Raw genomic sequence first — 22527 nt, forward strand, 5'->3', positions numbered from 1 at the left:
CTTTCTATTGTGGATCGCCGCAAGCCGTCGCCCGTAAGCGCAGCTCGATCAGCTCCCCCGTTTCATCCTCCACGCGCTGGCGGCTTTCGGTTATCTGAAAAACAGCGGCGCCCGCCCGCCGCGCCTTCCGCGCGGCGGCTTCCCGCGCGCATCGCAGGGCGCGTTCCTCCGCCTGTTCCAGATCATCCGCCCGCTGGCGTTCGGTCTCGGTATATACAAAATAGGAGGAGCCCAGCTTGTTCGGCCGCACCAGCGTCCACGCGGTCTCCCGTATCTCGCCTACCGCCGCGCCCACCGCGTTGGCCACCTCGGCGTATGGCGGCACCGCGGCGCGCAGGCCAAGCCGTTTCGCCGCTTCCGCAAGCCAAATACGCGCCGGCGCGCCCACGCCCACCAGCACGGCGGCGTGTGCCGCGCCAAACGCCGCCATGCCATCCCGGCAATAAGCCGCGAGCCGCTCGGCAACCTCGGCGCGCAGCGATGCGGCAAGCGCCTCCGGCGTCCGCGCGCACCGCGCCGCTTCATCCGCCGCGCCCCGCATCGCGCGGGCGGTGTTCCACCGGCGGTATTCGCCGGTGATGTGAAGCAGATCGGTCGGCGTTAGGCCCGCGTCTTGCGCGCCGTCCCGCGCCCGGCAAAGCGGCAAAACGCGGCGCGGACCGATCTCGGCCCGTCCATCCCGCCCGATCTTGATCTCGCTGTCGCCGCCCAGCCCATAGGTGCAAATCTCCAGCGCGCGCACGCGCGTACGCCAGCCCGCCAGCCGCGCGCCCTCGTCCGATAGCGCGCAAACCCCGTTTTTCAGGCAGGCGATATCGGTCGTCGTGCCGCCCATATCGACCACGACGCAGTCCTCCCTGCCGCTGAGGAACCGTGCGCCGATCACGCTGGCCGCCGGGCCGGAAAGCACGGTCTCGACCGGACGCTCGCCCGCGTAATCGGCCCGCATCAGGCTGCCGTCGCCCCGCACGACCATGACCGGCGCGTCGATGCCGAACCGCGTCATGACCCGGCAAACCGTGGCGATCAGGTCGCGAATGATCGGAATCAGCCGGGCGTTGAGCACAGCCGTGACCGTGCGCTCGTAAAAACCGAGCGCGCCCGTCAGCTGGTGCCCGCAAACCACGGGCAGACCCAAAAGCGCGTCCGCCGCCCGCGCCGCCTGCAGCTCGTGCGCGGGATTACGCACGCTGGCATAGCCCGACACGGCCACCGCGTCGCACCGGCCGTGCAGGCGCAGCAGCGCTTCGTGCAGCTCGCCTTGCGCGAGCCGCTCGCGCACGCCGCCGCGAATATCGACCCGCGCGTTCAGCGTCACGCACACCTCGGCCGGCAACTGTCCCTCCGGCTTTTTGCCCATAACGACCAAACCGACGCGGCAGCCCCGCCCCTCCACGATGGCGTTGGTCGCCAGCGTGGTGGACAGGCTGACGAGACCAATCTCCTCCCAGCGATCAAACGGTAAGGCGCGCATACAGTTTTCCATGCCGATGGTCAAATCGTTTTGCGTGGTCAGCGCCTTGGCTGTGCAAAGCACCCGTTTGGTCTCGCGTTCGACGATCACCCCATCGGTATAGGTTCCGCCCGTATCGATGCCTAAAATCAGCATGACGCCGCCCTCCCGCGGTTCAATAATGGTTTCTGTTATCCGCGCGCCGGCCACACGCGGTCCAACGCTTCCACGGCGTGGCGCAGGGTCTCGGAAAACGGCCGGCCATTGAGCGCCGGATCAATCGGCTCCGGTACGACCGAGCCTCCGTAACCGAGCGCGCGCAGACGCGTAAACAGCGGCCCGCAGTCGATCACCCCGGTCTCGCCGGGCAGCCGCCTCTCCTGATCAAGCTGTTCGTTCGGCTGCCTGCCCGGCACGCCGTCACTCACATGCACCATGACGACCTGCGCGCCGTTTTCGATCAGCCGGTAGTCCTCCGCCTGATGCCCGGCACAGTAAAAATGGAAAACGTCCAGCACCGCGCCGACGTTTTCCATTCCGGTTTGCCGGAGCAGCGAGAGCAGATAGCCAAGGGTCGCCGGGATCGGATACCGGTACTGCTGCTGCAGCGTATAGGGCGCAACCAGCTCCACAGCTAAGCGCATATCATATTCCGCGAGCAGCCGGGCCAGCCGTGTCAAACGGCTGACCAACACCGCGCGGTGATCGAACGGCGGCACCGTGTCCGAACCCGGCATAATCCAAGTGAGCGCGGCGGGATACCCGGCCTCATACGCCAGCCGGATAACGCCCGGCAGCGCTGCGTAGGCTTTTTCAAACAACGCGGCGCACGCGTTGAGCCGGATCGGCAGGCGGAAACCGGTGGGTGTGAGGTGAAATTCTGTAAAGCACCGCCGGGTCTCCGCCGCGCCGCGCGCGGTGTCCGGGCCGATATCATACGAATAATAGCCCGCAAAGCCGCCCTGCGCCGCGATGCACGGCGCGGTCTGGTAAAAATCGTTCTTACAGCCCAGATAGGCGGGGCAAACCGTTTTAATCATACCGTTAATTCATCGTTTGGCCGCCCGAAATATTAACGGCCTGCCCGGTCATGTACGCGGCATAGTCGGAGGCGAGGAATACCGCGATATCCGCCACGTCCTCGGGCGTGACCCAGCGGCCCAGCGGAATGTCGGCCTGCCAAGCCTTGAGCGACTGTTCGGGTTCGATACCGTCCAGCTCGTAAACGGCCTGCGCCTCTCGCAGCGTCATGTCGCTCATGACCGAGCCCGGGCAGAAGCAGTTGACGCGAATGCCCGTATCCTTCAGCTCCATGGCCAGCGCGCGCGTATAGCCGATGACCGCCGCCTTGGTCGCGCAGTAGTGCACCTGCTTGGGGATTGCGCCCTTGCCGGCCTGCGAAGCGGTGTTGATGATGCGGCCGCCGCCCTGCTTTTTCATTTGCGGGATGGCCGCCTTGGAGCACAGGAACACGCCCTTGCAGTTGACGGCAAAGATCTTATCCCACCAATCCTCGGGCATTTTTTCAATTTCGCTCACCGTGCAGATACCGGCGTTGTTGTACAGCAGGTCGACACGGCCAAACAGCCGCACCGCCTTGTCGATCATGGCCTGCGCGTCCGCCGCGTTGGTCACGTCTACCTGCACGGCCGTCGCCTGACCGCCCGCCGCGCAGATCATGGACGCGGTTTCCTCCGCGTTTTGTAGCGCCATATCGGCGACCAGCACCTTGGCGCCGTGCGCGCCGAGCGCCATACAGATTGCGCGGCCAATGCCCGCGCCGCCGCCCGTGACAACGGCGACTTGATCCTTCAATGAGATTCCCTTGTTCAGCATCATGAATACCTCCATCAATAATTGGGTTTTTGTTTATGCGGTGCGCACGCCTGCCGCAGGAACGGCCGCGTGCAGCAGGCGCCGAGCCGGAACACCGCGTCGGCCTCCATGGCCCAGTACGCGGGACGAAATAGCTCCAAGCAGGCCGGGCCGTCGTATCCTGTGCTTTGCACCGCCTCCGTGATCTCCGCCACCGGGATACAACCCTTGCCCGGCATGATGCGGTGACAGTGATCGAGCACGCCGAAGGGCCGATCCTCGCAGTCGTTGATGTGATAGATAAACAGCTTGCCGCGCGGGATATTGCGAATGGACGCCATATCCGCGCACTTATCGTGCATGTAAAAGTTGATGCAGTCCACCGTCAGGCCGACGTTGTCCCGATCGACCGCATTTACGATCTCGGTCGCGAAACGGAGCGAGTTGCAGCACCAGCGCCGGTCGCCGACCGGCTCAAAGGCGATAGATACGCCATAGGGCCCGGCCAGATCGCTCAGCCTGCAAAGGACGGAAACCGTATCGTCAAAAACCTCTTGTTCGGTCTTGGTAAAATAGGTATCCGCCTTGCTGGGGCACACGATCAAATACCGGCAGCCGATCCGCCGCGCGATGCGGCAGCTAAAAAGCGCCTGCCGCCGGACCTCCTCCCACTGCGCGGGGGAGGTAAAATTGATATAATCGATCGCGTTGATCGAAAAAGGCTTTACATGGCTGGCGCTGAAAAATGCTTGCAGGTCCTCCACCGTGTGGGTTTGCAGGTATGCTTCCAGCATGTCGATGCGCAGCTCGATATCGTCGTACCCATATTTTTCGCACAGGATGAGATCCTGCTCCAAGCTGGAATTTTCCATACAGGTGGCTTCGTTATAGCCCAGTCGCATCGCGTATCCCTCCTAACGAACCGCCTTACACGTCCTCGCGCTTCTTTTTGCGCGCGTAACAGTCCATCGCGATAACGAACACGATCACGATGCCGCGGATGAGCTGCTGATAATAGGACGATACGTTTTTCAGGCTCATTGCGTTTTCCAGCACGCCCAGCAAGAAAATGCCGATGAGCGACTGGACGATACCGCCATATCCGCCGTTAAACGGCGTGCCGCCTACGACGACGCCGCAGTTGACCAGCAGCGCGGTATTTTCACCATAAGTGGCCGAACCGGAATTGAGCTCCGCCGAAAAACAGAAGCCCGCGAGCGCCGCGCACATCGCGCTGATCAAAAATGTCATGCGCTTGTGCCGCTTGACATTAATGCCGGAATAGGAGGCAACGCCCTTGTCGCCGCCGACCGCGAAGCAGTTACGGCCAAACTGTGTATGCGTCATCACCCACCAGCACACGAAAAACATGGCGATGGCCAGCCAAGTGATAAAGTTGATGCCTAGGAACTTGCCGTTGCCAAAATGCACATACGCTTCACTCGCGCCCGATACCGGCTTGCCGTTGCTCGCTACCAAGGAAACGCCGCGCAGCACCATCATCATGCCGAGCGTACAAATAAACGAGTTTGCCCCCTGATCGACGATGATAAAGGCATTGATCGCGCCGACCGCCAGCCCCACCAGCAGAACCACCAGTAAGATCGCGAGTAACGGTAAATACTGCTGCAACTGAATGGACAAAATGCCGGCTAAGCACATATTGGTGCCGAGCGACAGGTCGCACTCGCCGGATACGATGCAAAACGTTACGCCGAATGCCATTATCAGCAGAATGGTGACTTGCAGCATCAGCGCCGACATATTGGTGCCGGTCAGAAAGTAGGGGCTGAAGAAGGGCATGATGATGAAAAACGCGAGGATCGCCAGCGCGGCCTTTTGTTTTTTCAGCACTTTCCAAAGCTGCGTAGCCTTTTGGGTCTTTTCCATATCCGTCCCCCTCCTTAAACCGTCCGGCGGCTGTCAAGCCAGATCGCCGCGACCAGAATAACGCCCTTCCAGACGTTTTGCATGTTCGGGCCAACGCCCAGCATGTTCAGTGCGTTGGCCATAATGGTGAACAGCGCGACGCCCAAGACCGTATTGAGCACGCTGCCCTTGCCGCCCGACAGGCTCGTGCCGCCGATGGTGACGGACAGGATCGCGTTCGCCTCATAATTGCGGCCCGCGATCGGCAAGGCCGAACCGACGCGGCAGGTCATAATAAACGCGCCGAGAGTGGTGAGCACGCCCGTGATGATATAGATCATCATAATAATACGCTTGAGCGGGATGCCGCACAGCTCAGCCGCGACCGGATTACCGCCTGCCAGATGGATTCCGCGCCCGATCGGCATTTTCTTCATCATAAATTGCAGGATAGCCGTGACCACGATGAAGATGATTAGCATAAACGGAATGTGCAGCACGCCGCCGTTACCGACAAACTGCGTAAACGCCGTCTCGTTCAGCGCCACATAGTTGCCGCTATTGGCGATCAGCGCCAGCGCGCCGAACACGGTCTGCATGCCAAAGGTGATGAACAGTGCGTCCGAATCATCCCGCGCGCCGCACTTGATCAAGATCAGCGCGTTGACCAGACCGCACAACCCGCCGATCGCAAGCACCACGATCAAGGATGCCGGGCCCATGCGGTTGAGCAGCAGGGCGGACACGATGCCCATGAAGGAGAAAATTCCCGCGACGGACAGGTCGATATAGCCGCCGATAATGACGAGCGTCATGCCGAGCGCCACCATGCCGAGCGGCACGAACTGCCGAACCAGACTGAGCAGGTTGCCCGGCGCAAGGAAGGACGGCTGCACGATGCAGGTGTATAGAGTAAGGATCAGAATACCGATCAGGATCAAATAATCGTTTACAAGCTTTTTCACTACGTGCCGTTTTTGCGCTTTTGCGGCAGGCTGCGCCGAATGGATCGCATTCATATTTCTTCACCCCTCCCCCAGTGCGGCCGCCATAATATCCTCCGACGATACCGCGTTAGGATCGAACTCTCCGACCACGCGGCCATCCGAAAGGACGATCACACGGTTGGACATGTTCAGCACCTCGGGCAGTTCGCTCGAGATCATGATGATGGTGCCGCCCGATTCCGCGATCTGCTTCATCAGCATATAAATTTCGTACTTAGCGCCAACATCGATGCCGCGCGTCGGTTCATCCATGATCAGCACCTTCGGGTTGTTTTCCAGCCAGCGCGCGATCAGGCATTTTTGCTGATTGCCGCCCGAAAGCGTGCTGATGTAAACCTCCGGCCCCGGCGTTTTGACAGCGAGAGCCTTGATCTGCCGGTCGATTATCTCGCGCTCCTTCTGCTTGTCGAACACGCCGTTTCTGACAAAATGATCGAACGACGCCATGGTGATATTCGTGCCCACATCGAAATTCAGCAGCAGCCCCTGCTGCTTGCGGTCCTCGGTCACAAAGCCGAAGCCCTCGCGCTTGGCGTCCATGGGGTTTTTGATATCGAGTTTTTTGCCGTTCAGCCAAACCTCGCCCGAATGCTTTTTGTCCGCGCCGAATACGGCGCGCACGGTCTCGGTCCTGCCCGCGCCGACCAGACCGACAAAGCCGAGGATCTCGCCTTTTTTTGCGGTAAAGCTCACGTCATGCAGCTTCTTGGTGTTGATATTTTTTACTTCCAGAATGGTTTCGCCCACATTTTGCGCGCGCGGCGGGTATTCGTTTTCGATCGACCGGCCGACCATCTCGGCGATCATTTCGCCGCGCGTCACCTGCTCGATCGGCTTGGTGCTGATAACATGGCCGTCGCGCATGACGGTCACGCGGTTGCACAGATCGAATATCTCATCCAGCCGGTGGCTGATATAGATAATCGTAATGCCCTTGCCGCGCAAATCGTGGATGATAGCGGTCAAACGGTCCATTTCCTCGGCGGTCAGCGTGGTGGAGGGTTCATCCATGATAATCAGCTTGGAATCATAGGACAGCGCCTTGCAGATCTCCACCATCTGCTTTTCCGAGACCGAAAGATCCTCTACCGGCGTATAGGTGCCGATTTTGCTGCCGATGCTGTCCAACAGCGCCCTTGCCTTTTTATGTATCTGCCGCAGGCCGCCCAGCTCCTTAAACCGGCCGAGAAAGATGTTCTCGCCCACGTTCATCTGGTTGACCAAGTTGAATTCCTGATAAATGATCGACAGGCCCAGCCTGAGCGATTCCGTTGGTTTTTTAATGCGCATTTCCTGTCCGTCAAAAAAGATATTGCCTTCGTCCTTGCTATAAACGCCGGAAAGGATCTTCATCAGCGTTGATTTGCCAGCGCCGTTTTCACCGACGATCCCGTGCACCTGTCCCTGATAAATATCAAACGATACCTGATCGAGCGCCACGACGTTGGTGAACCGCTTGGTCACGTTCTGTACTGAGAGTATCACGTTAGTGTCCACATTCCCGCACCTCCTGATTTGGATGGCAGCCTCTGTCAGGACGCGCCCGACAGAGGCTTGCTGCCATCTAAGTTGCTATACCTTAACCGATCAGCCCCAGCCGGCCTCGAATTTACCGGCGTTATCGGCGGTGATCACCACGTTGGGGGTCACCGTTTCCTTGTCCACCTTGTCGCCGTCGCCGTTGAGGTAAGCGAGCGCGGCCATGACCTGAATGGCGGTATTGGCTTTGAAATCCTGCATCGAGGTGCTCTTGAAGCAGCCGTTCTTGGCGATCTCGTCCAGCGCGCCTTGCGTGCCGTCCACAGAGAAGAACATGATCTCGTCTTCGCGGCCGACGTTTTGGGTGGACTGGATCGCCGCCAGCGTGGCCAGATCAAAATGGCTGAACACCGCGTCGATCTCGGGATATTTGGATAAATAGGACTCCATGATATTCATCGCTTCGGCGGTAGACCACTGTGCCGACTGTTCCTCGACGATTTCATATTGGGGATAATTCTGCATTACGCCGCGGAAGCCCGCCGTGCGGTTGATCTGTGCGGTCGAACCCATCATGCCGTCGATCATAACGATCTTGCCGCCGTCTGGCAGCATTTCCATCAGGACGGACGCCATCTGCTGGGCGGCCATGGTATCGTCCGGGCCGACATAGCAGTCATACCCGCTCGTATCCGCGATGCGGTTCTGCGAGTTGATGACGACAAGTCCCGCGTCCTTTGCCTTTTTCATGGGAATGCTCAGCGCCGAAGCGTCCACCGGGTTTACGATGATCGCATCGCAGCCCTGCGTGATCGCGTTGTTGATATGGTCGGTCTGCTTCTGCGGGTCGCTCTGTGCGTCATACCGCACCAGCTCAAACCCGTATTCGTCAGCCGCCTGCTGCATCAATCCGGTCATAAACGCCATGGACTCATCGGAATCATCCGCGCAGCACCAAGCGAGCTTCCATTTGGAGCCGTCCTCCTTTGTGCCGCTCAAATTGCACTCGTCCGGGATGTAATCGGAAATGACCGGGGAACCCATGAAATCCTCGATATTGACAGGCTCTAAGCTTTCAAATTCCGAGGCCGTCGCCGCGGCCGCGCCGCTATCCGCCGGGCTCTCGTCCGGCGTCGCCGCCTTGCCCGCGCTATCCGCCGCGGGCGTACACCCTGTCATGCCGAGCATTGCGAGTACCGTTGTGATCGCGATCCATTTTCTCAGTTTCATCTTTCGCACTCCTTTTTTTCTATCGGTTTATACTTTAAGACCCCCGCCTGCGCGGCGATCCTAAACCACGGTGAAATGACATGCGCGGGGCCGCCATCCGGCCGGGACCGCCCGGCCGGAGCCTGAGGAGAGAAGAAATGAGTATGTAGGCAGATATGTTCTGTTTAAGAGAAGGCTGCACGGTATTACTCGTACATTGAAAAGACCTTTTCGTAAATGGGCAGCACCTGATCGAGCAGTTCCAGCGAGGGGTAGCTCAAAAACGTTTTGTTTCCGCCCGCCGTGAGCACGCCGTTCGCCGCGAGAGCCATTGCGAAATCGGTCATGCGCGCGGTGGCAAACTTGCGCTTTTCCGCCTGCTGCTCGGGCGTGTACTCCGGGAAGGTCGCCACGTGCTTCATGCCGGTCACATCGATCTGCATCACCGAGCCGGTGGACGAAATAATGGCGGGCAGATCATATTTGTTGGCAAGATCGGTCAGCTTCTGCGCGAACGTCTTGCCCGCCGCGTTCAGTTTGTTCGGGACATCCTCGCGCTGCAGCTTGCACAGCGTTGCGTAGGCCGCGGCGCAGGTCAGCGGATTTGCCGACAGGGTGCCGCCGATGACGATCTTCTTGCCGGCCACGTGTGACACGCCCGCCGTCAGCACGCTCATGACGTCCTCGTTGCCGCCGATGCCGCCCGCGCCGGCCAGACCGCCGCCGATGATCTTGCCGAAGATGGTGATATCCGCGCGGGTATCGAAAAACTCCTGCGCGCCGCCCAGCGCCAGACGGAACCCGGTGACGACCTCGTCGTAGATCAGTACCACGCCGTACTTGTCGCACAGCTTGCGCACGCCCTTGTGGTATTCCCGTGTGGTAGGCAGCACGCCGGAATCCTGCCCCATACCTTCCATGATGAAGCAAGCCGTGCCGCCCTTTTTCTCGTTATCGATAAAGCGCTGCTCGAGTTCGTTCAGGTCGTTGACCATAACGGCGGAGACATATTTGAAATTCTCATCCGGCACGCCGACCGCAAAGGAATTCATGGAACCGCAGTACCGCATATCGTAAATGAGCTGATCCGAATTGCCGTGGAAGTTGCCTTTCAGCTTGACGATGTTCAGCTTACCGGTGAAGGCGCGCGCCGCGCGAATGGCGAACATGCAGGCCTCCGTGCCCGAGCCGAGCATACGGAACTTATCCACGGAAGGGAAAAACTCTTTGACCTTTTGCGCGACCTTGTATTCGTTCTCGTGGTACAGGCCGGTCAAATACCCGGTCTTGCTCAGGCAGTCCTCGATCGCCGCGCGCACATCCGGATCGTTGTTGCCCAAAATAGACGGGCCGCCCGCGCCGATGAAATCAACATAGCGGTTGCCGTCGATATCGTACAGATACGCGCCTTCGCCCTTGACGCAGTTGAGCGCGAACGGATAGTTGTTCGCCAGATTATGCTGCACGCCGCTCGGGATCAGGCTTTTCGCCGCGTCGATCGTCTTTTTCGACGCGGCGCAGTTTTTTTCAAACCAGTCGAGGCATTCCTTTTCCGCCGCGGGCTTCAGGCGCTTCGTGTTTTCCAGCACATATTTGGCGCGGGCGTGCACGGCCTCGTAATCAAAGCCGTCAAGGTAATCCAGTTTCATCGTGATCGTCTCCTTCTACTTTTTATCCGCATTTAACTTTCTGTACATATCCTCCAGCGCCGTGTAGCTTTCGCGGTACAGGGCGTAGAGCCGGTCGTACCGGCTTTGCAGCCGGGGGCGGGGGATCAGCGTGGGCCCGCATTGCACCACGCGGTCTAAAACGCCAAAGCCTTCTTTGGAGCCAAGGCCCGTTTCGATACAGGCCTGTAAGCCCAAATTACCCGCAAAGCGGGGATTTTGCAGCGGCGTCACCGGCGTGTCCAGCACATCGGCCAGCATTTGCACAAAGGTCTCGCTCGACATGCCGCCGCCGATGCCGCGCAGAAAGTTGGGGTCCCACCCGTGCTGCGCCGCGTGGATGTCGCGCATCCACCGCAGGTTGAAACACACGCCCTCCATCACCGCGCGGGCGATATGCCTGCGCTCCGTCCCGCGCGACAGATTGAGGAGCGAGGCGCGCACCGTGGTATTGGAGATCGGCGCGGAAGCGCCGGCCAGAAACGGCAGGAAAAGAACGTTTTCACGGTCGCCGTCCTTCATGGCCTGACGGATCTCCTGATCCATCTCGGCAAACACGTCCTTGCCCTGCGCGGTTTCCTTGCCATAGTAGGTCTGCAACAGGTAATCGATACAGCTGCCGCCCGAATCGGTATCGTAAAAATGGTAGCGCAGCCCCTCCACCGGAGAGGGCATACGCCCCGGCGCGCGCGTGAACGCCGAGGTGCCCACGGCCAGCCACGCGCTGGTGCCGATGTAGAGGTGCGCGTCTCCGGGCCGGATGCAGCCGGTGCCCAGCATAGCGGTCGCGTGGTCGGTACAGCCGCCGAACACGGGAATTTCAGCCGCCAGACCGAGTTCGCGCGCCGCCTGCGCGGTCAGCGCGCCCACCCGCTCGGTCGAACCCACGATGCGGTCGGGCACCAGCCGCCGCGGAAAGCCGATCAGGTCAAACATGGCGGGGTCCCAGCTGCGGCGATCCAGATCGACCAGACCCGTCGCGCGCGAGCCGGTGAACTCATACGCCCACTCGCCGGTCAGCCGGTAAAACAGGAACGCAGATACGTCGAGCATATAGCGCGCCTCGTCCACCAGATCGGGCTCGTGCTGCAGGAACCACAAAAGCTTGGCGAGCACATTTTTGCCGCTGAAGCGCTTTTCGCCCAGCTTGCGGTTGATTTCGCGCGCCTGCTTGTCGGCGCGGCCATCCATCCACATGACGCAGTCGGAAAGCGGCTTGCCGCGATCATCCACAAAGATGATCGTCGTCGCGGTCTGCGCCATCGCCATGCCCGCGATCCGGCTCGGCGCTGCGCCCGTGCGCGCCATTAAGCGGCGCGTCGCCTTGCACATGGCCTGCCAAAGCTCCTCCGGCTTTTGCATTGCCCAGCCGAGCCGGGGGAAATAGGTGGGGTACGGCTCGTTTTCCACGCCAACGAGCGTGAACTGCTCGTCGGTCAGCGCCGCCTTGACGCTGCCCGAGCCAAAATCATAAGTCAGACGGTATTTCATCTGCCGGGCCGCCTTTCTTTGCTTAAATCTCGATCACAACCTTGCCCGCCGTGCCCTTGACCATCAGCTCGATGCCGTCCAGCAGCTGCTCGAGCGGCAGGCGGTGGGTGACCAGCTTGTCGATCGGGATAATGCCGCTTTCAATGATCTTGACCGCCAGCGGGAAGGTGCCCTTGGTGATGTAGGTGCCGCGAATGGTCAGTTCCTTTTCCGTGATCGGATACTGCGGAATATTGACCGTGGCCGTCTGGTTGACGCCGAACACCGCGATGCGCGCGCCCTTTTTGGCAATCTGTATGGCGGTGGGCAGCATCACGCCGACCGCGTCCACGATCAGATCCGCCCCCTGCGGCGCGTAAGCGCGAAGCGCGGCTTCCAGATCGATCTCCTTGGGGTTGATCACTTCGTCCGCGCCGAGCGCGAGCGCCAGCGCGCGGCGGTATTCGCCGGGCTCGGAAACCGTGACGTGCGCGCCCATGGCCTTGTACAGCATGGCGAAGATCAGCCCGATCGGGCCGCCGCCCAGCACGACGACCTCGTCGCCCGGATGCGCGGGCAGCGTGGTCGTGCCGTTCAGCACACAGGCGAGCGGCTCGGCCAGCGCCGCGATGTGGCTGGGCACCTTGCTGTCGATGACGTAGACCATGCGCTCCTCGATGCAGAGATACTCGGCCATCGCGCCGTCGATCCGGTCGCCGATGTGCCGGAAGTTTTCACACAAATTGATGTGCCCCGTGCGGCACGAAGGGCATTTGCCGCACCAGATATTCGGGTGAACGACCACCTTGTCGCCCACCTTGCAGTTGGACACGTCGCTGCCGACCGCCTCGACGATGCCGCAGCCCTCATGACCGACGATGATGCCGTCCACAAAGTCAAACGCGGGCGGATCGGCCAGCGCGCGCACGTCGGTGCCGCAAATGCTGACCGCCTCGATGCGGATGAGCACCTCGTCCGGCCGGGTGACGGCCGGTTTGGGCACCTGCGTGATCGGGCAGCGCGCCGCGCCGACGCCGTTCTTATTGAACTTCGCGCCCTTCATCATTTCTGTATTCGTCATACGGCTCACTCCCCCATGAATTCGTGGTCGTCATTTCGCCCGGCGGACGGAACGATGCCCTTGCACTGCGCCATGGCCACGCAGGGATTATGGCCCGACGTGCCGAACAGGCGCAGCTTGGCTTTGGCCACTTCCTTGACCTTTTCCCGGGCATAGGCCGAGCAGATGCGCGGCTCCTTTTCGCCCTTGTTAAACATTTCCTTCATTGCGGCGGACCAAGCGTATTTCAGCTCGGTGCCGACGTTGATCTTTGTAATGCCGCATTCAATCGCGCGCCGGATCATTTCATCCGGCGTGCCCGATCCGCCGTGCAGTACGAGCGGCACGTCGACCGCGGCGCGCAGCTGCTCGATGCGCTCAAAGTTGATCTTGGGCGGCTTGGTATAAACGCCATGCGCCGTGCCGACCGCGGGGGCCAGCGAATCAACGCCGGTCTCTTCGATCAGGCGGACGCAGTCCTCGACGCGGGCGGTCTCGTCGCCGTCGTCCAGCCGGTCGTCGTCCACACCGGCGCGGAAGATACGGCCGATCTCGGCCTCCGTGTACACGCCGACCGATTTTGCCACCCGAACGACCGCTTTGGTCAGCGCGATGTTTTCCTCCAGCGGCAGGGCGGAACCGTCCACCATGACCGAATGAAAATCCCATTTGATACAGCGCATGATCAGATCGTACTCGGTCGCGTGATCCAGATGCAGATAGGCGCAAACCTTGCTTTGCGCGATCGCCTCGAGGCTTGCCGCGGCGAGCACCTTGTCATGCAAAAAGGGAACGTACGCGCTGTAAGGCTGCACGATCACGGGGGCGTTTTCCGTTTCCGCCGCTTCCAGCACGGCGAATAGCACGTCGAGATTGTAATAATTGAACGCGGGCACGGCGTAACCGCGCATGCGCGCGTCCGCCATGATGACGTTAGGGGATACCAGCATGGTTTTGTCGCTCCTTTCCTCACCGGCCGTGCCGCGCGATCAGCGCGACCGTTGTCTTTAAATCGTTATCCGCTTGAATGCCCATGTCGCACAGCAGGGGGCCCACCTCGGTCGGCTCCGCGTCGCCCGGCAGAATGGTGTTGAGCTTGCCGCCCATGAAGATCACGTATTCCCTGCCGCGTTCGGCCGCGAGCTGTTTGAGCTGCCTGCCGTAATCGAGCGCCTGCCCGTTGTGGCAGCTGATGCCAAGGTAGGGCGTGCCGTCCTCGTCCGCCGCGTCCAGCACGTCGACCGGGTCCATGTCCACGCCGATGTTCACGGTTTCCGCGCCCATCTCACGCAGCACGCCGTCCACCAGCATCAAGCCGTAGGCGTGCGCGTCGCCGGACGCGACGACGATCTGCTTGCCGGTCAGACTGCCTGCAAGGCCTTCCGCCTTTAGCTCGGTCACGATCTCGTCGCGCATCTGATTGGTCTGGCGGCCCAACACGGTCGGATAGAACGGCGTCACCTCGCTCTTCTTGCCGTCCACAGTGGAGGAGTGGAACGCGCTTTCTAGCCTTTGCGGCGCGAACTTTTTGAGCATGAGCAGCATTTCAAGCGGATCGCCGGTGTCGATCCCGGCCTCTTCAAAAGCCGTCATTGCATTTCGGAAATAGCGCTTTGCCTCTTGCACCATCACGTCCTTCATATGAATGATGGGCGTCCAGTCGATCAGCGGCATCCATTCGTCCGCCTTTTCCTCCACGCGCTTGCCGCAGGCGTAGATATTCAGCAGCTCCTGCAGGGTGGGCACGGCGATTTTTTCCGTGATCGAAACCGGGTTGATGCCGAGCGACATATGGAACTTTTTTTCCGCGCAGATTTCCAGCAGCATTTCCTGCGCGGCGAAGCCGTAGTTGCCGTCGATATCGTGATCCCACTGCATGTTGGTGGAACCGTTGATATAGGTCAGCACGGGCTGTTCATCAGTGCCCATGAGTTCGTGCAGGGCCAGCGCCACCGCGATGCGGGTGTGCCCCTCGCTCAGCAGGCCGCCGAACGAAATGACGTAGCGCGCGCCGCACAATCTGGTGCAGATATAATGCTCGATCAGCGCGTAGCCGACGTAGGACGCGCAGTCCATAAAATAGCCGGGAAAGCTGTCGTCCAGATAGGTCTCGACCGCGAACATATCGTCCCGCTTGCTGGCCATCACGCCGAGCGAGGTCACCATATCGGAGTAGCGCTTGACGTGATCGGTGAAGCCGGGATAATCCCATAGGAACTGGCCGAACGAGCCGACGCGCACCGCGCCCGCCTTGAGCGCGTTTACCGTGGTCTCGATCGAGTTCGGGCAGACCAGATGGTGATCGTTCAGGCTGATATCGATGGGTGCGGCGTTCCGCAGCGCCATCCAGTCGTCCAGTCCGTCCAGCATAAAGCTGGTCGTCTTGGGCGCGTTTTCGCGGTATTCCCGGGGCAGGGCCACGTTGCCGCTCGGGATATGCAGCATCGAGCCGAGCTTGAAGCCCGTGCGCTTTTGAAATTCATCTATTTTCTTGACCGCGGCGACCTCGTCCTCCATGGTGGCCAGCCCCATCAGCAGCGTCCAGTAAATCTTGCCCTCGCGCTGATAAGCCTTCTTAAACTCCATGTGGTTTTTGTAGCCCTCGTACCGGGTCAACGGCGCTTCAAAGCTGTTTCCCAGTTCGATCCCCTGCCGCACCAGCGCGCGGCCATCCGCGTGGGGCGCGGGCTTGAGGCTGCGGATGTATTCAATGGTTGCGGGATTCATCCGCCCACCCTCCTTTTTGTTATTCAAACAGTCCGGTCGCGCGCAGATACTTGACTTCGCCATGAATGGCGGCGATCGCGTTTTCGCGCGTGGTGTGCGGTTCGAGCGTGCACAGGCCGTCATAGCCGTCCGCCGCCAAACGGTGCACCAGACCGTCGATGTTGACCACGCCGTCCTTGGCCTCGCAGTAATAGATCGTGCCCGGCTCCATCGTCATCGCGCCGCCGAACCATTTGGTGTCCGGACAGAAGCCGCCCGGCCGGTACAGCCGGCCGTTTTTGATATGTACATAGGCGATGTGCTCGCGCAGCAGCTCGTAGGCGTAGGGGAACGCTTCGCAAGAGGCGTGATAGTAGTTGGTCGCGTCAAAATTCGTCTTGAAAAACGGGGAATCGAACGCCTGCATGATCGCCAGCATGTTTTCCGGCGTGCGGCTCGCGTCGCCCGCTTCGTTTTCCAGCGCCAGCGTAATGCCCAGCTCCGCCGCGCGCTTTAGCGCCGCGTCGAAATAGTCGTGCAGGCGGCCCAATTCGGGCGTCGTGCCCGGCTGGATCTTATCCGAATAGTGGTTGACGACCTTTGCCCCGAAGAACGCGGCCGCCTCGACCGTGGCGACCAGTTCTCTCGAAAACGCCTCCGGGTCGCTGGTCATTTTAGTATCCAGCCCCAGACCGGACGATACCGAGCCGACCAAAAGCCCCGCGTCCGCGATCTGCCGCTTTGCCGTTTGCAGGTCCTTATCGGAGAACGCGTAAAAGTTTACCGGCGCTGCGCCGTTCGGCGCAAGGTTGGAGCCCCAAAGCTCTAAATATGTAATGCCGAAGTCCTTTGCCATCGGCAGCAGCACCGCGAGCGGTTCGCCCGCGAAGGTATTGGTATTAAGACCGATCTTCATCATTGCGAATTCTTCCTTTCCAGCTTTTCAGAGATTGCCCAGCACGTTGCGCAGCACATAGGACTTTTCCTGCGTGAACTCCAGCAGCGTGTGGGACGAACCCTCGCGCCCAACGCCGCTCTTTTTATAACCGCCGAACGGCATGGTCGCGGTGCGGTAGTTGCTGCCGCCGTTCACGATGACGCTGCCAGCCTGCACGCGCTCGGCAAAGGAAATGGCTTTTGCCATGTCCCGTGAAAACACGGCGCTGTTGAGTCCGTAGGGGCAGTTGTTCACAAGCGCCAGCGCTTCTTCCGCCGTGCGGAAGGTCATGATCGGGAACACCGCGCCGAAGATCTCCATATCGCGGGCCACATCCATTGCGCCGGTCACATTGGTCAGCACGGCGGGGATCAAAAAGTTTTTGCCCTGCGGCTCGCCGCCGTAGACCAGCTTCGCGCCCTGCTCCACCGTGCGGCGAATCTGCCGCACCACCTCGTCGCGCGCCTTTTCCGAGATCATGCCGCCAATATCCATCGAGCGGTCCATGGGGTCGCCGATTTTCAGCCCCTTCAGCGCTAGGATCAGCTTGTCGGTAAACGCGCCGAAAACGCTCTCGTGCACGATAAAGCGCTTGGAAGCGCAGCACACCTGCCCCGCGTTATTGGCGCGGCCTTCCAGCGCCTGACCGATCGTCCAATCGATATCCGCGTCGTCCATGACCACAAAGGCGTCGTTCCCGCCCAGCTCAAAATAGCAGCGCGTCAGGTTTTTCGCCGCGACCTCGGCAATGTGCGCGCCGGTCTCGGTGCCGCCGGTCATGGTGATCGCCGCGATGCCGGGGTGCGACACCAGCGTGTCGCCGATGACCGAACCGCGCCCGGTGACGACCTGCGCCGCCCCCGCGGGCACGCCCGCCTCGTGCAGGCAGTCCACCAGCCGGATGATGGCGAGCGGGCAATCGGAAGGCGGCTTGATGATCACCGCGTTGCCCGCCGCGAGCGCGGGCGCGATCTTGTGCCCGCACAGCTCGACCGGGAAATTAAACGGCAGCAGACAGGCGACCACGCCGACCGGCTCGTGCCGCGTGACGATCATATCGCCGTGGCAGTTGGTCGCGTCCGTCCCGTTCGGGAGGGAAACGCCGTATAGGTGGCTCGCCTTGTCGCAGTAGCTCTCCACCAAGGCCGCCACGGTGTCGAACTCCTCCTCCGCTTCGGCGATGCGCTTGCCGTTTTCCCGGCATAGCAGCTCGCCCAGCTCGGCGCGTCGGCTAAGCAGCAGCTCGGCGAAATGCCGTAAGATACGGTTGCGCTCGGTCTGCGGCTTGGCCGCCCACTCGCGCTGTCCCTCTGCCGCTGTCTCCACCGCGCGGTCGATATCCGCTTTCGTCAGCGCGGGCACGGTGTCGATCGCTTCGCCGGTTGTCGGATCGAAGACCGTCAGCGCTTCACGCTCCTTTTCAACGGTCCCGCCGCCAAGTTGAACGTACATGAGTCTACCTCCATAAATATCCCAATTTTCATTTTACTTTTTATTAATTCAATTAAAACTCGCGAAAAAATTTTACGGCCATACGCCGCGAATCTTCTTCGCCTCCACCACGCGCTGGATCGCGATCATATACGCCGCCTCGCGCAGGGTGACCTTGCTTTCCTCCGCCATTTCGCAAACCTCGCCGAAGGAGCGGTCCATGACGTGCTTGAGCTTTGTGTTGGTTTCGGTCTCTTCCCAGTAGATGGCCTGCTGGTTTTGCACCCATTCCAGATAGGATACGACCACGCCGCCCGCGTTGCAAAGGATATCGGGAACGACGGTGACGCCGCGCTCCGCCAAGATCTTATCCCCTTCGAGATTCGTCGGGCCGTTGGCCGCTTCGACAACGATCTTGCAGCGCAGGGTGGCGGCGGTGTCCTCATTGATCTGGTTCTCCATTGCCGCCGGGATCAGCACCGTGCATTCGGCCGCGAGCACCTCGGCGTTGGTGATGTGCGAAACGCCCTCCGCCTCGTAATCGGCAAACAGCTTATCGGGATTTTTCTTGGTAAAATCGAGCAGCTCATAGATGTTCAGGCCGTCCTTGCAGTACAGGCCGCCCGATACGTCGCTGACCGCCACGATTTTAAAGCCCTCTTTATAAAGCAGACGCGCCGCCGTGCCGCCCACATTGCCGAAGCCTTGAATCGCAATGGCCGCGTCCTCAAAAGCAATGTCCATTTTCTTTAAAATGTTCTTGGTGGTGAACATCACGCCGCGTCCGGTGGCCGACATACGGCCCGGAATCCCGTGAATGGCAAGCGGCTTGCCGGTGACGACGCCGGGCATGCTGTGTCCTTTCAGCATCGAATAAGTATCCATGATCCATCCCATGATCTCGGGGTTGGTATTGACATCGGGTGCGGGAATATCCTGATCCGGCCCGATGATGGGCGCGATCATCGCGGTGAAGCGGCGGGTCATATGCCGCAATTCGGATTTGGAAAGCTGCCTCGGATCGACCACCACGCCGCCCTTCGCGCCGCCGTACGGAATGTTGACGACCGCGCACTTGAAGGTCATCCACGCGGCAAGCGCCTTAACTTCGTCCTTATTCACCGCGGGGTGGAAGCGGATACCGCCCTTGGCCGGGCCGCGCGTGGTCGAGTGCTGCACGCGGTAGCCTTCAAATACGCGGATAGTGCCGTCGTCCATCCGCACGGGGATGGAGACCTGCAGCTCGCGCTCCGGGTGCTTGAGCGTTTCATAGTCCGCCGGTGCGTAGCCGAGTTTTTGCGCCGCGTTTTCCACAACAGTGATCACATTGTCAAACGGATTATAGCGTTCCATTTTTCCTTTACCTCACTTTGCTGTTTCGTGTTGCACGATATGCTTTTTATTGCGGGGCGCGTACCTTCGCCTCCTCTCAAAAGCGGTCCTCCCCGCTGCAAACTATATTTGATTTTACTTTTAATTAATTATTTAATTAGTTGTTGCAATAATCATAGCGCCACCTTTTCCATTTGTCAATCCGTTTTATGCAATTCCCCTCAAATACGTGATTCCCGCCAATCTTCCCTCTGTTTTTTTGTGCATTTCTCGTGACATAACAAAGGCGCGTTGCAAAATAAAAAAATTCTTGTCATTCCGAGGAGAGAAACGACGAGGAATCTCGCGCGAACGCGCGGTTTCCACGTTCATTCCGCGCGTTCGCGCGGGATTCTTCACTTCGATCAGAATGACATACGGAATTTCTTTTATTTTGCAACGCGCCCTTCGGTTTGTGTGCATTTTGGGGGCTTATGCTTTGCGTTTGACCAGCATCACGCCGCAGGACAGTTCCTCCAGCGCCAAATTGAGCAGCCCGCTGACATACTCCTCGTGGATATTGGCCCTGAGGATGATCTGCGGCATGTGCTGCGGGGCAATCAGCCGAAGGCAGCGCGCACGGATCTCCTCCACCGTCTTTTTATCAAAATAACCGCCCGTCAGCGCGACGATCTCCGGGTTGAGCACCGGCACGATCGAACCGATGATATGGCTCATCGACTCGACCGACGCATCCACCGGATCGATTTCCTTGGAGCGCACCACCGGCAGGAAGGACACCTCGCCGGCAAACCCGGAAAATCCGCGCAGGATATGACCGCCGGACACAAAGCCCGCGCCAAAGTTGATGGAAAGGTTGATCAGCGTGCGCTGTTCCTCACTCACCGGCATGGTGGGGTCTTCCCGCAGCATCTGCTCCAGCCCGGTCTGCGCGTCGATCGGCGAATAGATGAACGCAATGGTGGTGTCGCGCCCGCCGCAGTTGTTCTGGTAAAAACCGTAAGCGGCGGCGTTCATATCGTTTTCGACAAGTATTTTGATATCCGGGAACTTTTCCTGCAGCATGCTGCGCAGCGGCAGCCCCATCAAATCGACGAAGTTACAAAGGCCGATCACATCGTTTGTGATATAGCCCGGTATGCCGATGGAAGCCACGCGCAGCTTCGCGTGCTTTTCTGTCAGGCGGCGGATGGTATCTTCCAGCACATCATAGGTGGCCCGTTCGATCTCCCGCGTGGATTCCTCCTGCACCTCGCCCAGCAGGTTGCACACCATGGAGGAAAGCGTTACCTTGCCGCGGTCGCTTGCCACATAAACGCAGGCGATGAGCGAGTAGTTGCCGTTGTAAACATAGCTTTTCGCCGGGCGGCCATAACCGCCCGAGGTCACCGCCGCTTCCATTACCTCGCCGCTTTCGCAGAGCTCGTTGAGGATCTTGCCGCAGGTCGCCACGCTGATCTCGGTCGCCTCCGCGATCTGCGCCTTGGTGGCCGTGCCCAGCCCCTTGAGGGCGGATTTGATCAGTTCAACGTTTATTTCCTTCACTTTTGTGATATCGTTCCGAATAGTGTGCATGTATTTCACCCTGTTTCAAGGCCCCTGTTTCGGCGCCGTTAAAAATTTCATTATTTTCCTATTCACATCATAGCATTCCCGCTTACCCAGTGTCAATAGTTACGATTTCTTATTTTGATTCTATATTTCAAAATGATTTTCGTTTGTCTTTTTATATTGACAAGGATTTTTATTGTGCTATATTGAAAAGCAAGTCAGGCAACGGAAAGGAGCGCGACCTATGAAACACATTCTATGCTATGGCGATTCCAACACTTGGGGGTACAACAGTGAAACGGACGCCCGTTTTCCCTTTTGCGAGCGCTGGACCGGACGGCTCGCGGCGGAACTTGCCCCGGACTGCCGCATCATCGAGGAGGGACTCTGCGGGCGTACGACGGCCTATGAGCTGCCGCTTGAACCGGGCCGCAACGGCTTTGCCTATTACCCCACCGCGCTGTCCAGCGCCGACCCGCTCGATCTGGTCGTGCTGATGCTGGGCACCAACGACCGCCGCAAGCAGCTGATCGTCTCGCCCGAGGAAAGCGCGCTGGCGCTCGAACGCTACATCCAGTTCACGCGCACGCCGGTGCATTGGTCGGGCCGGCAAACGCCGCGGCTTCTGCTGGTCTCCCCGCCCGAAATCGACCCCGCGATCGCCGAAAACGAATTTGCCTTTTATTACGATGAAAATTCGGTCGCCCACTCCCGGCGGCTCAAAACCGTCTACCGCCGCCTTGCCGAGCAATACGGCTGCGCCTTCTTGGACGCTGCCGCACATTGCGGGCCCGGCGCGGACTGCGTGCATCTCGACGCGGCGGGCCACCGCGCTTTGGCACAGGCGCTGGCAATACAGGTCCGGCAGATCATATAGCCCACAACGATAAAAAGCACCCCAAAGCGATCGCTTTGGGGTGCTTCAGACTGTAGACAAAGGTCTCTAGCCGCAGCGCGTATAGAATGTAAAATGGAGCGAAGCGACGTAAAATCCGTTTTTTCGGGGGCGTGTACCTCGAAAAAACACCTCGACCCGCGCCACCGGGCGCGTAACCCGGGGGTATCGAGACCGGTTTCTCCGGAACGGGTCGAGTATCTAGGGGGCACTGGGTGCCCCCTAGACAGCGTGTCGACTTTGTCGACACGCTAAAGCACCCCAAAGCGATCGCTTTGGGGTGCTTTTTTAACAAGCTATGGGAGACGAGTTCTGTTTATCTGCGGAAACAATCGCTGCAGTACACAGGACGGTCGTTACGGGGCTCGAAGGGCACCTTGCAGGGCTTGCCGCACTCGGCGCAAACAGCGTCATACATCTGGCGGCCGCCACCCTGACCACCGCGGGAGTTGCCTTTGCGTGCATCGCGGCAGGGCTTGCAGCGCTGCGGCTCGTTGGTGAAGCCCTTTTCAGCAAAGAACTCCTGTTCGCTGGCTGTGAAGGTGAACTCCTGTCCGCAATCCTTGCAGACGATAGTTTTGTCTTGAAACATGTAATACCTCTTTTAAGTTAGTTCGCCATGATTGGTCGATGGTTTAACTGTACC

19 protein-coding genes are annotated in these 22527 nt (G+C 59.8%); 1 reads left to right on the forward strand and 18 read right to left on the reverse strand.

The window, feature by feature from the left end; all coding sequences use genetic code 11:
* Window positions 1–4: 4 nt before the first annotated feature.
* The 17 genes from RWV98_RS16935 to RWV98_RS17015 form a co-directional block, all read right to left on the reverse strand.
* Entirely contained in the window at window positions 5–1609 is a 1605-nt protein-coding gene (locus tag RWV98_RS16935) for a hydantoinase/oxoprolinase family protein (protein ID WP_317862259.1), read from the reverse strand.
* Window positions 1610–1644: 35 nt separating this feature from the next.
* Window positions 1645–2493, reverse strand: a complete 849-nt coding sequence (locus tag RWV98_RS16940; RefSeq protein WP_317862261.1) for a sugar phosphate isomerase/epimerase family protein — start codon at window positions 2491–2493, stop codon at window positions 1645–1647.
* A 4-nt stretch (window positions 2494–2497) separates the two neighbouring features.
* Window positions 2498–3289 carry an SDR family NAD(P)-dependent oxidoreductase gene (locus RWV98_RS16945; protein WP_317862263.1) on the reverse strand — a complete coding sequence of 264 codons (792 nt, stop codon included), beginning with the start codon at window positions 3287–3289 and terminating at the stop codon, window positions 2498–2500.
* A gap of 14 nt (window positions 3290–3303) precedes the next feature.
* Window positions 3304–4170 carry a sugar phosphate isomerase/epimerase family protein gene (locus RWV98_RS16950; protein WP_317862265.1) on the reverse strand — a complete coding sequence of 289 codons (867 nt, stop codon included), beginning with the start codon at window positions 4168–4170 and terminating at the stop codon, window positions 3304–3306.
* A 25-nt stretch (window positions 4171–4195) separates the two neighbouring features.
* Window positions 4196–5158 (reverse strand): ABC transporter permease, encoded by a 963-nt coding sequence (locus tag RWV98_RS16955; RefSeq protein WP_317862267.1) that lies wholly within the window; start codon window positions 5156–5158, stop codon window positions 4196–4198.
* 14 nt (window positions 5159–5172) lie between these two features.
* Entirely contained in the window at window positions 5173–6156 is a 984-nt protein-coding gene (locus tag RWV98_RS16960; RefSeq protein WP_280963528.1) for an ABC transporter permease, read from the reverse strand.
* Between the two features lie 6 nt (window positions 6157–6162).
* Complete coding sequence (locus tag RWV98_RS16965) at window positions 6163–7641, reverse strand: sugar ABC transporter ATP-binding protein (RefSeq protein ID WP_280963529.1); 1479 nt, start codon at window positions 7639–7641, stop codon at window positions 6163–6165.
* 90 nt (window positions 7642–7731) lie between these two features.
* Window positions 7732–8853 (reverse strand): sugar ABC transporter substrate-binding protein, encoded by a 1122-nt coding sequence (locus tag RWV98_RS16970; protein WP_317862269.1) that lies wholly within the window; start codon window positions 8851–8853, stop codon window positions 7732–7734.
* 185 nt (window positions 8854–9038) lie between these two features.
* Window positions 9039–10481 carry an aspartate aminotransferase family protein gene (locus tag RWV98_RS16975; RefSeq protein WP_317862271.1) on the reverse strand — a complete coding sequence of 481 codons (1443 nt, stop codon included), beginning with the start codon at window positions 10479–10481 and terminating at the stop codon, window positions 9039–9041.
* A 15-nt stretch (window positions 10482–10496) separates the two neighbouring features.
* Window positions 10497–11990, reverse strand: a complete 1494-nt coding sequence (locus RWV98_RS16980; protein ID WP_317862273.1) for a xylulokinase — start codon at window positions 11988–11990, stop codon at window positions 10497–10499.
* Window positions 11991–12012: 22 nt separating this feature from the next.
* Window positions 12013–13050 carry an alcohol dehydrogenase catalytic domain-containing protein gene (locus RWV98_RS16985; RefSeq protein WP_317862275.1) on the reverse strand — a complete coding sequence of 346 codons (1038 nt, stop codon included), beginning with the start codon at window positions 13048–13050 and terminating at the stop codon, window positions 12013–12015.
* A 5-nt stretch (window positions 13051–13055) separates the two neighbouring features.
* Window positions 13056–13979 carry a class II fructose-bisphosphate aldolase gene (locus tag RWV98_RS16990; RefSeq protein ID WP_317862277.1) on the reverse strand — a complete coding sequence of 308 codons (924 nt, stop codon included), beginning with the start codon at window positions 13977–13979 and terminating at the stop codon, window positions 13056–13058.
* A 19-nt stretch (window positions 13980–13998) separates the two neighbouring features.
* Window positions 13999–15756: a cobalamin-dependent protein gene (locus tag RWV98_RS16995; protein WP_317862279.1), complete on the reverse strand. Its 1758-nt coding sequence runs from the start codon at window positions 15754–15756 to the stop codon at window positions 13999–14001.
* A 19-nt stretch (window positions 15757–15775) separates the two neighbouring features.
* Window positions 15776–16654 carry a sugar phosphate isomerase/epimerase family protein gene (locus RWV98_RS17000; protein WP_317862281.1) on the reverse strand — a complete coding sequence of 293 codons (879 nt, stop codon included), beginning with the start codon at window positions 16652–16654 and terminating at the stop codon, window positions 15776–15778.
* Between the two features lie 24 nt (window positions 16655–16678).
* Window positions 16679–18124, reverse strand: coding sequence for an aldehyde dehydrogenase family protein (locus tag RWV98_RS17005; protein ID WP_317862283.1), 1446 nt, complete (start codon window positions 18122–18124; stop codon window positions 16679–16681).
* Window positions 18125–18196: 72 nt separating this feature from the next.
* Entirely contained in the window at window positions 18197–19456 is a 1260-nt protein-coding gene (locus tag RWV98_RS17010; RefSeq protein WP_317862285.1) for a Glu/Leu/Phe/Val family dehydrogenase, read from the reverse strand.
* Between the two features lie 450 nt (window positions 19457–19906).
* Window positions 19907–21010, reverse strand: coding sequence for an ROK family protein (locus tag RWV98_RS17015; protein ID WP_317862287.1), 1104 nt, complete (start codon window positions 21008–21010; stop codon window positions 19907–19909).
* A gap of 220 nt (window positions 21011–21230) precedes the next feature.
* Here RWV98_RS17015 and RWV98_RS17020 point away from each other — a divergent pair, with 220 nt between their 5' ends.
* Window positions 21231–21863, forward strand: coding sequence for an SGNH/GDSL hydrolase family protein (locus RWV98_RS17020; RefSeq protein WP_317862289.1), 633 nt, complete (start codon window positions 21231–21233; stop codon window positions 21861–21863).
* Window positions 21864–22197: 334 nt separating this feature from the next.
* Here RWV98_RS17020 and RWV98_RS17025 read toward each other — a convergent pair whose 3' ends face one another.
* Window positions 22198–22473, reverse strand: a complete 276-nt coding sequence (locus RWV98_RS17025; RefSeq protein WP_280963170.1) for a zinc-ribbon domain containing protein — start codon at window positions 22471–22473, stop codon at window positions 22198–22200.
* Window positions 22474–22527: the final 54 nt, after the last annotated feature.

The sequence above is a fragment of the Agathobaculum sp. NTUH-O15-33 genome (genome assembly GCF_033193315.1).
Taxonomy (GTDB): domain Bacteria; phylum Bacillota; class Clostridia; order Oscillospirales; family Butyricicoccaceae; genus Agathobaculum; species Agathobaculum faecihominis_A.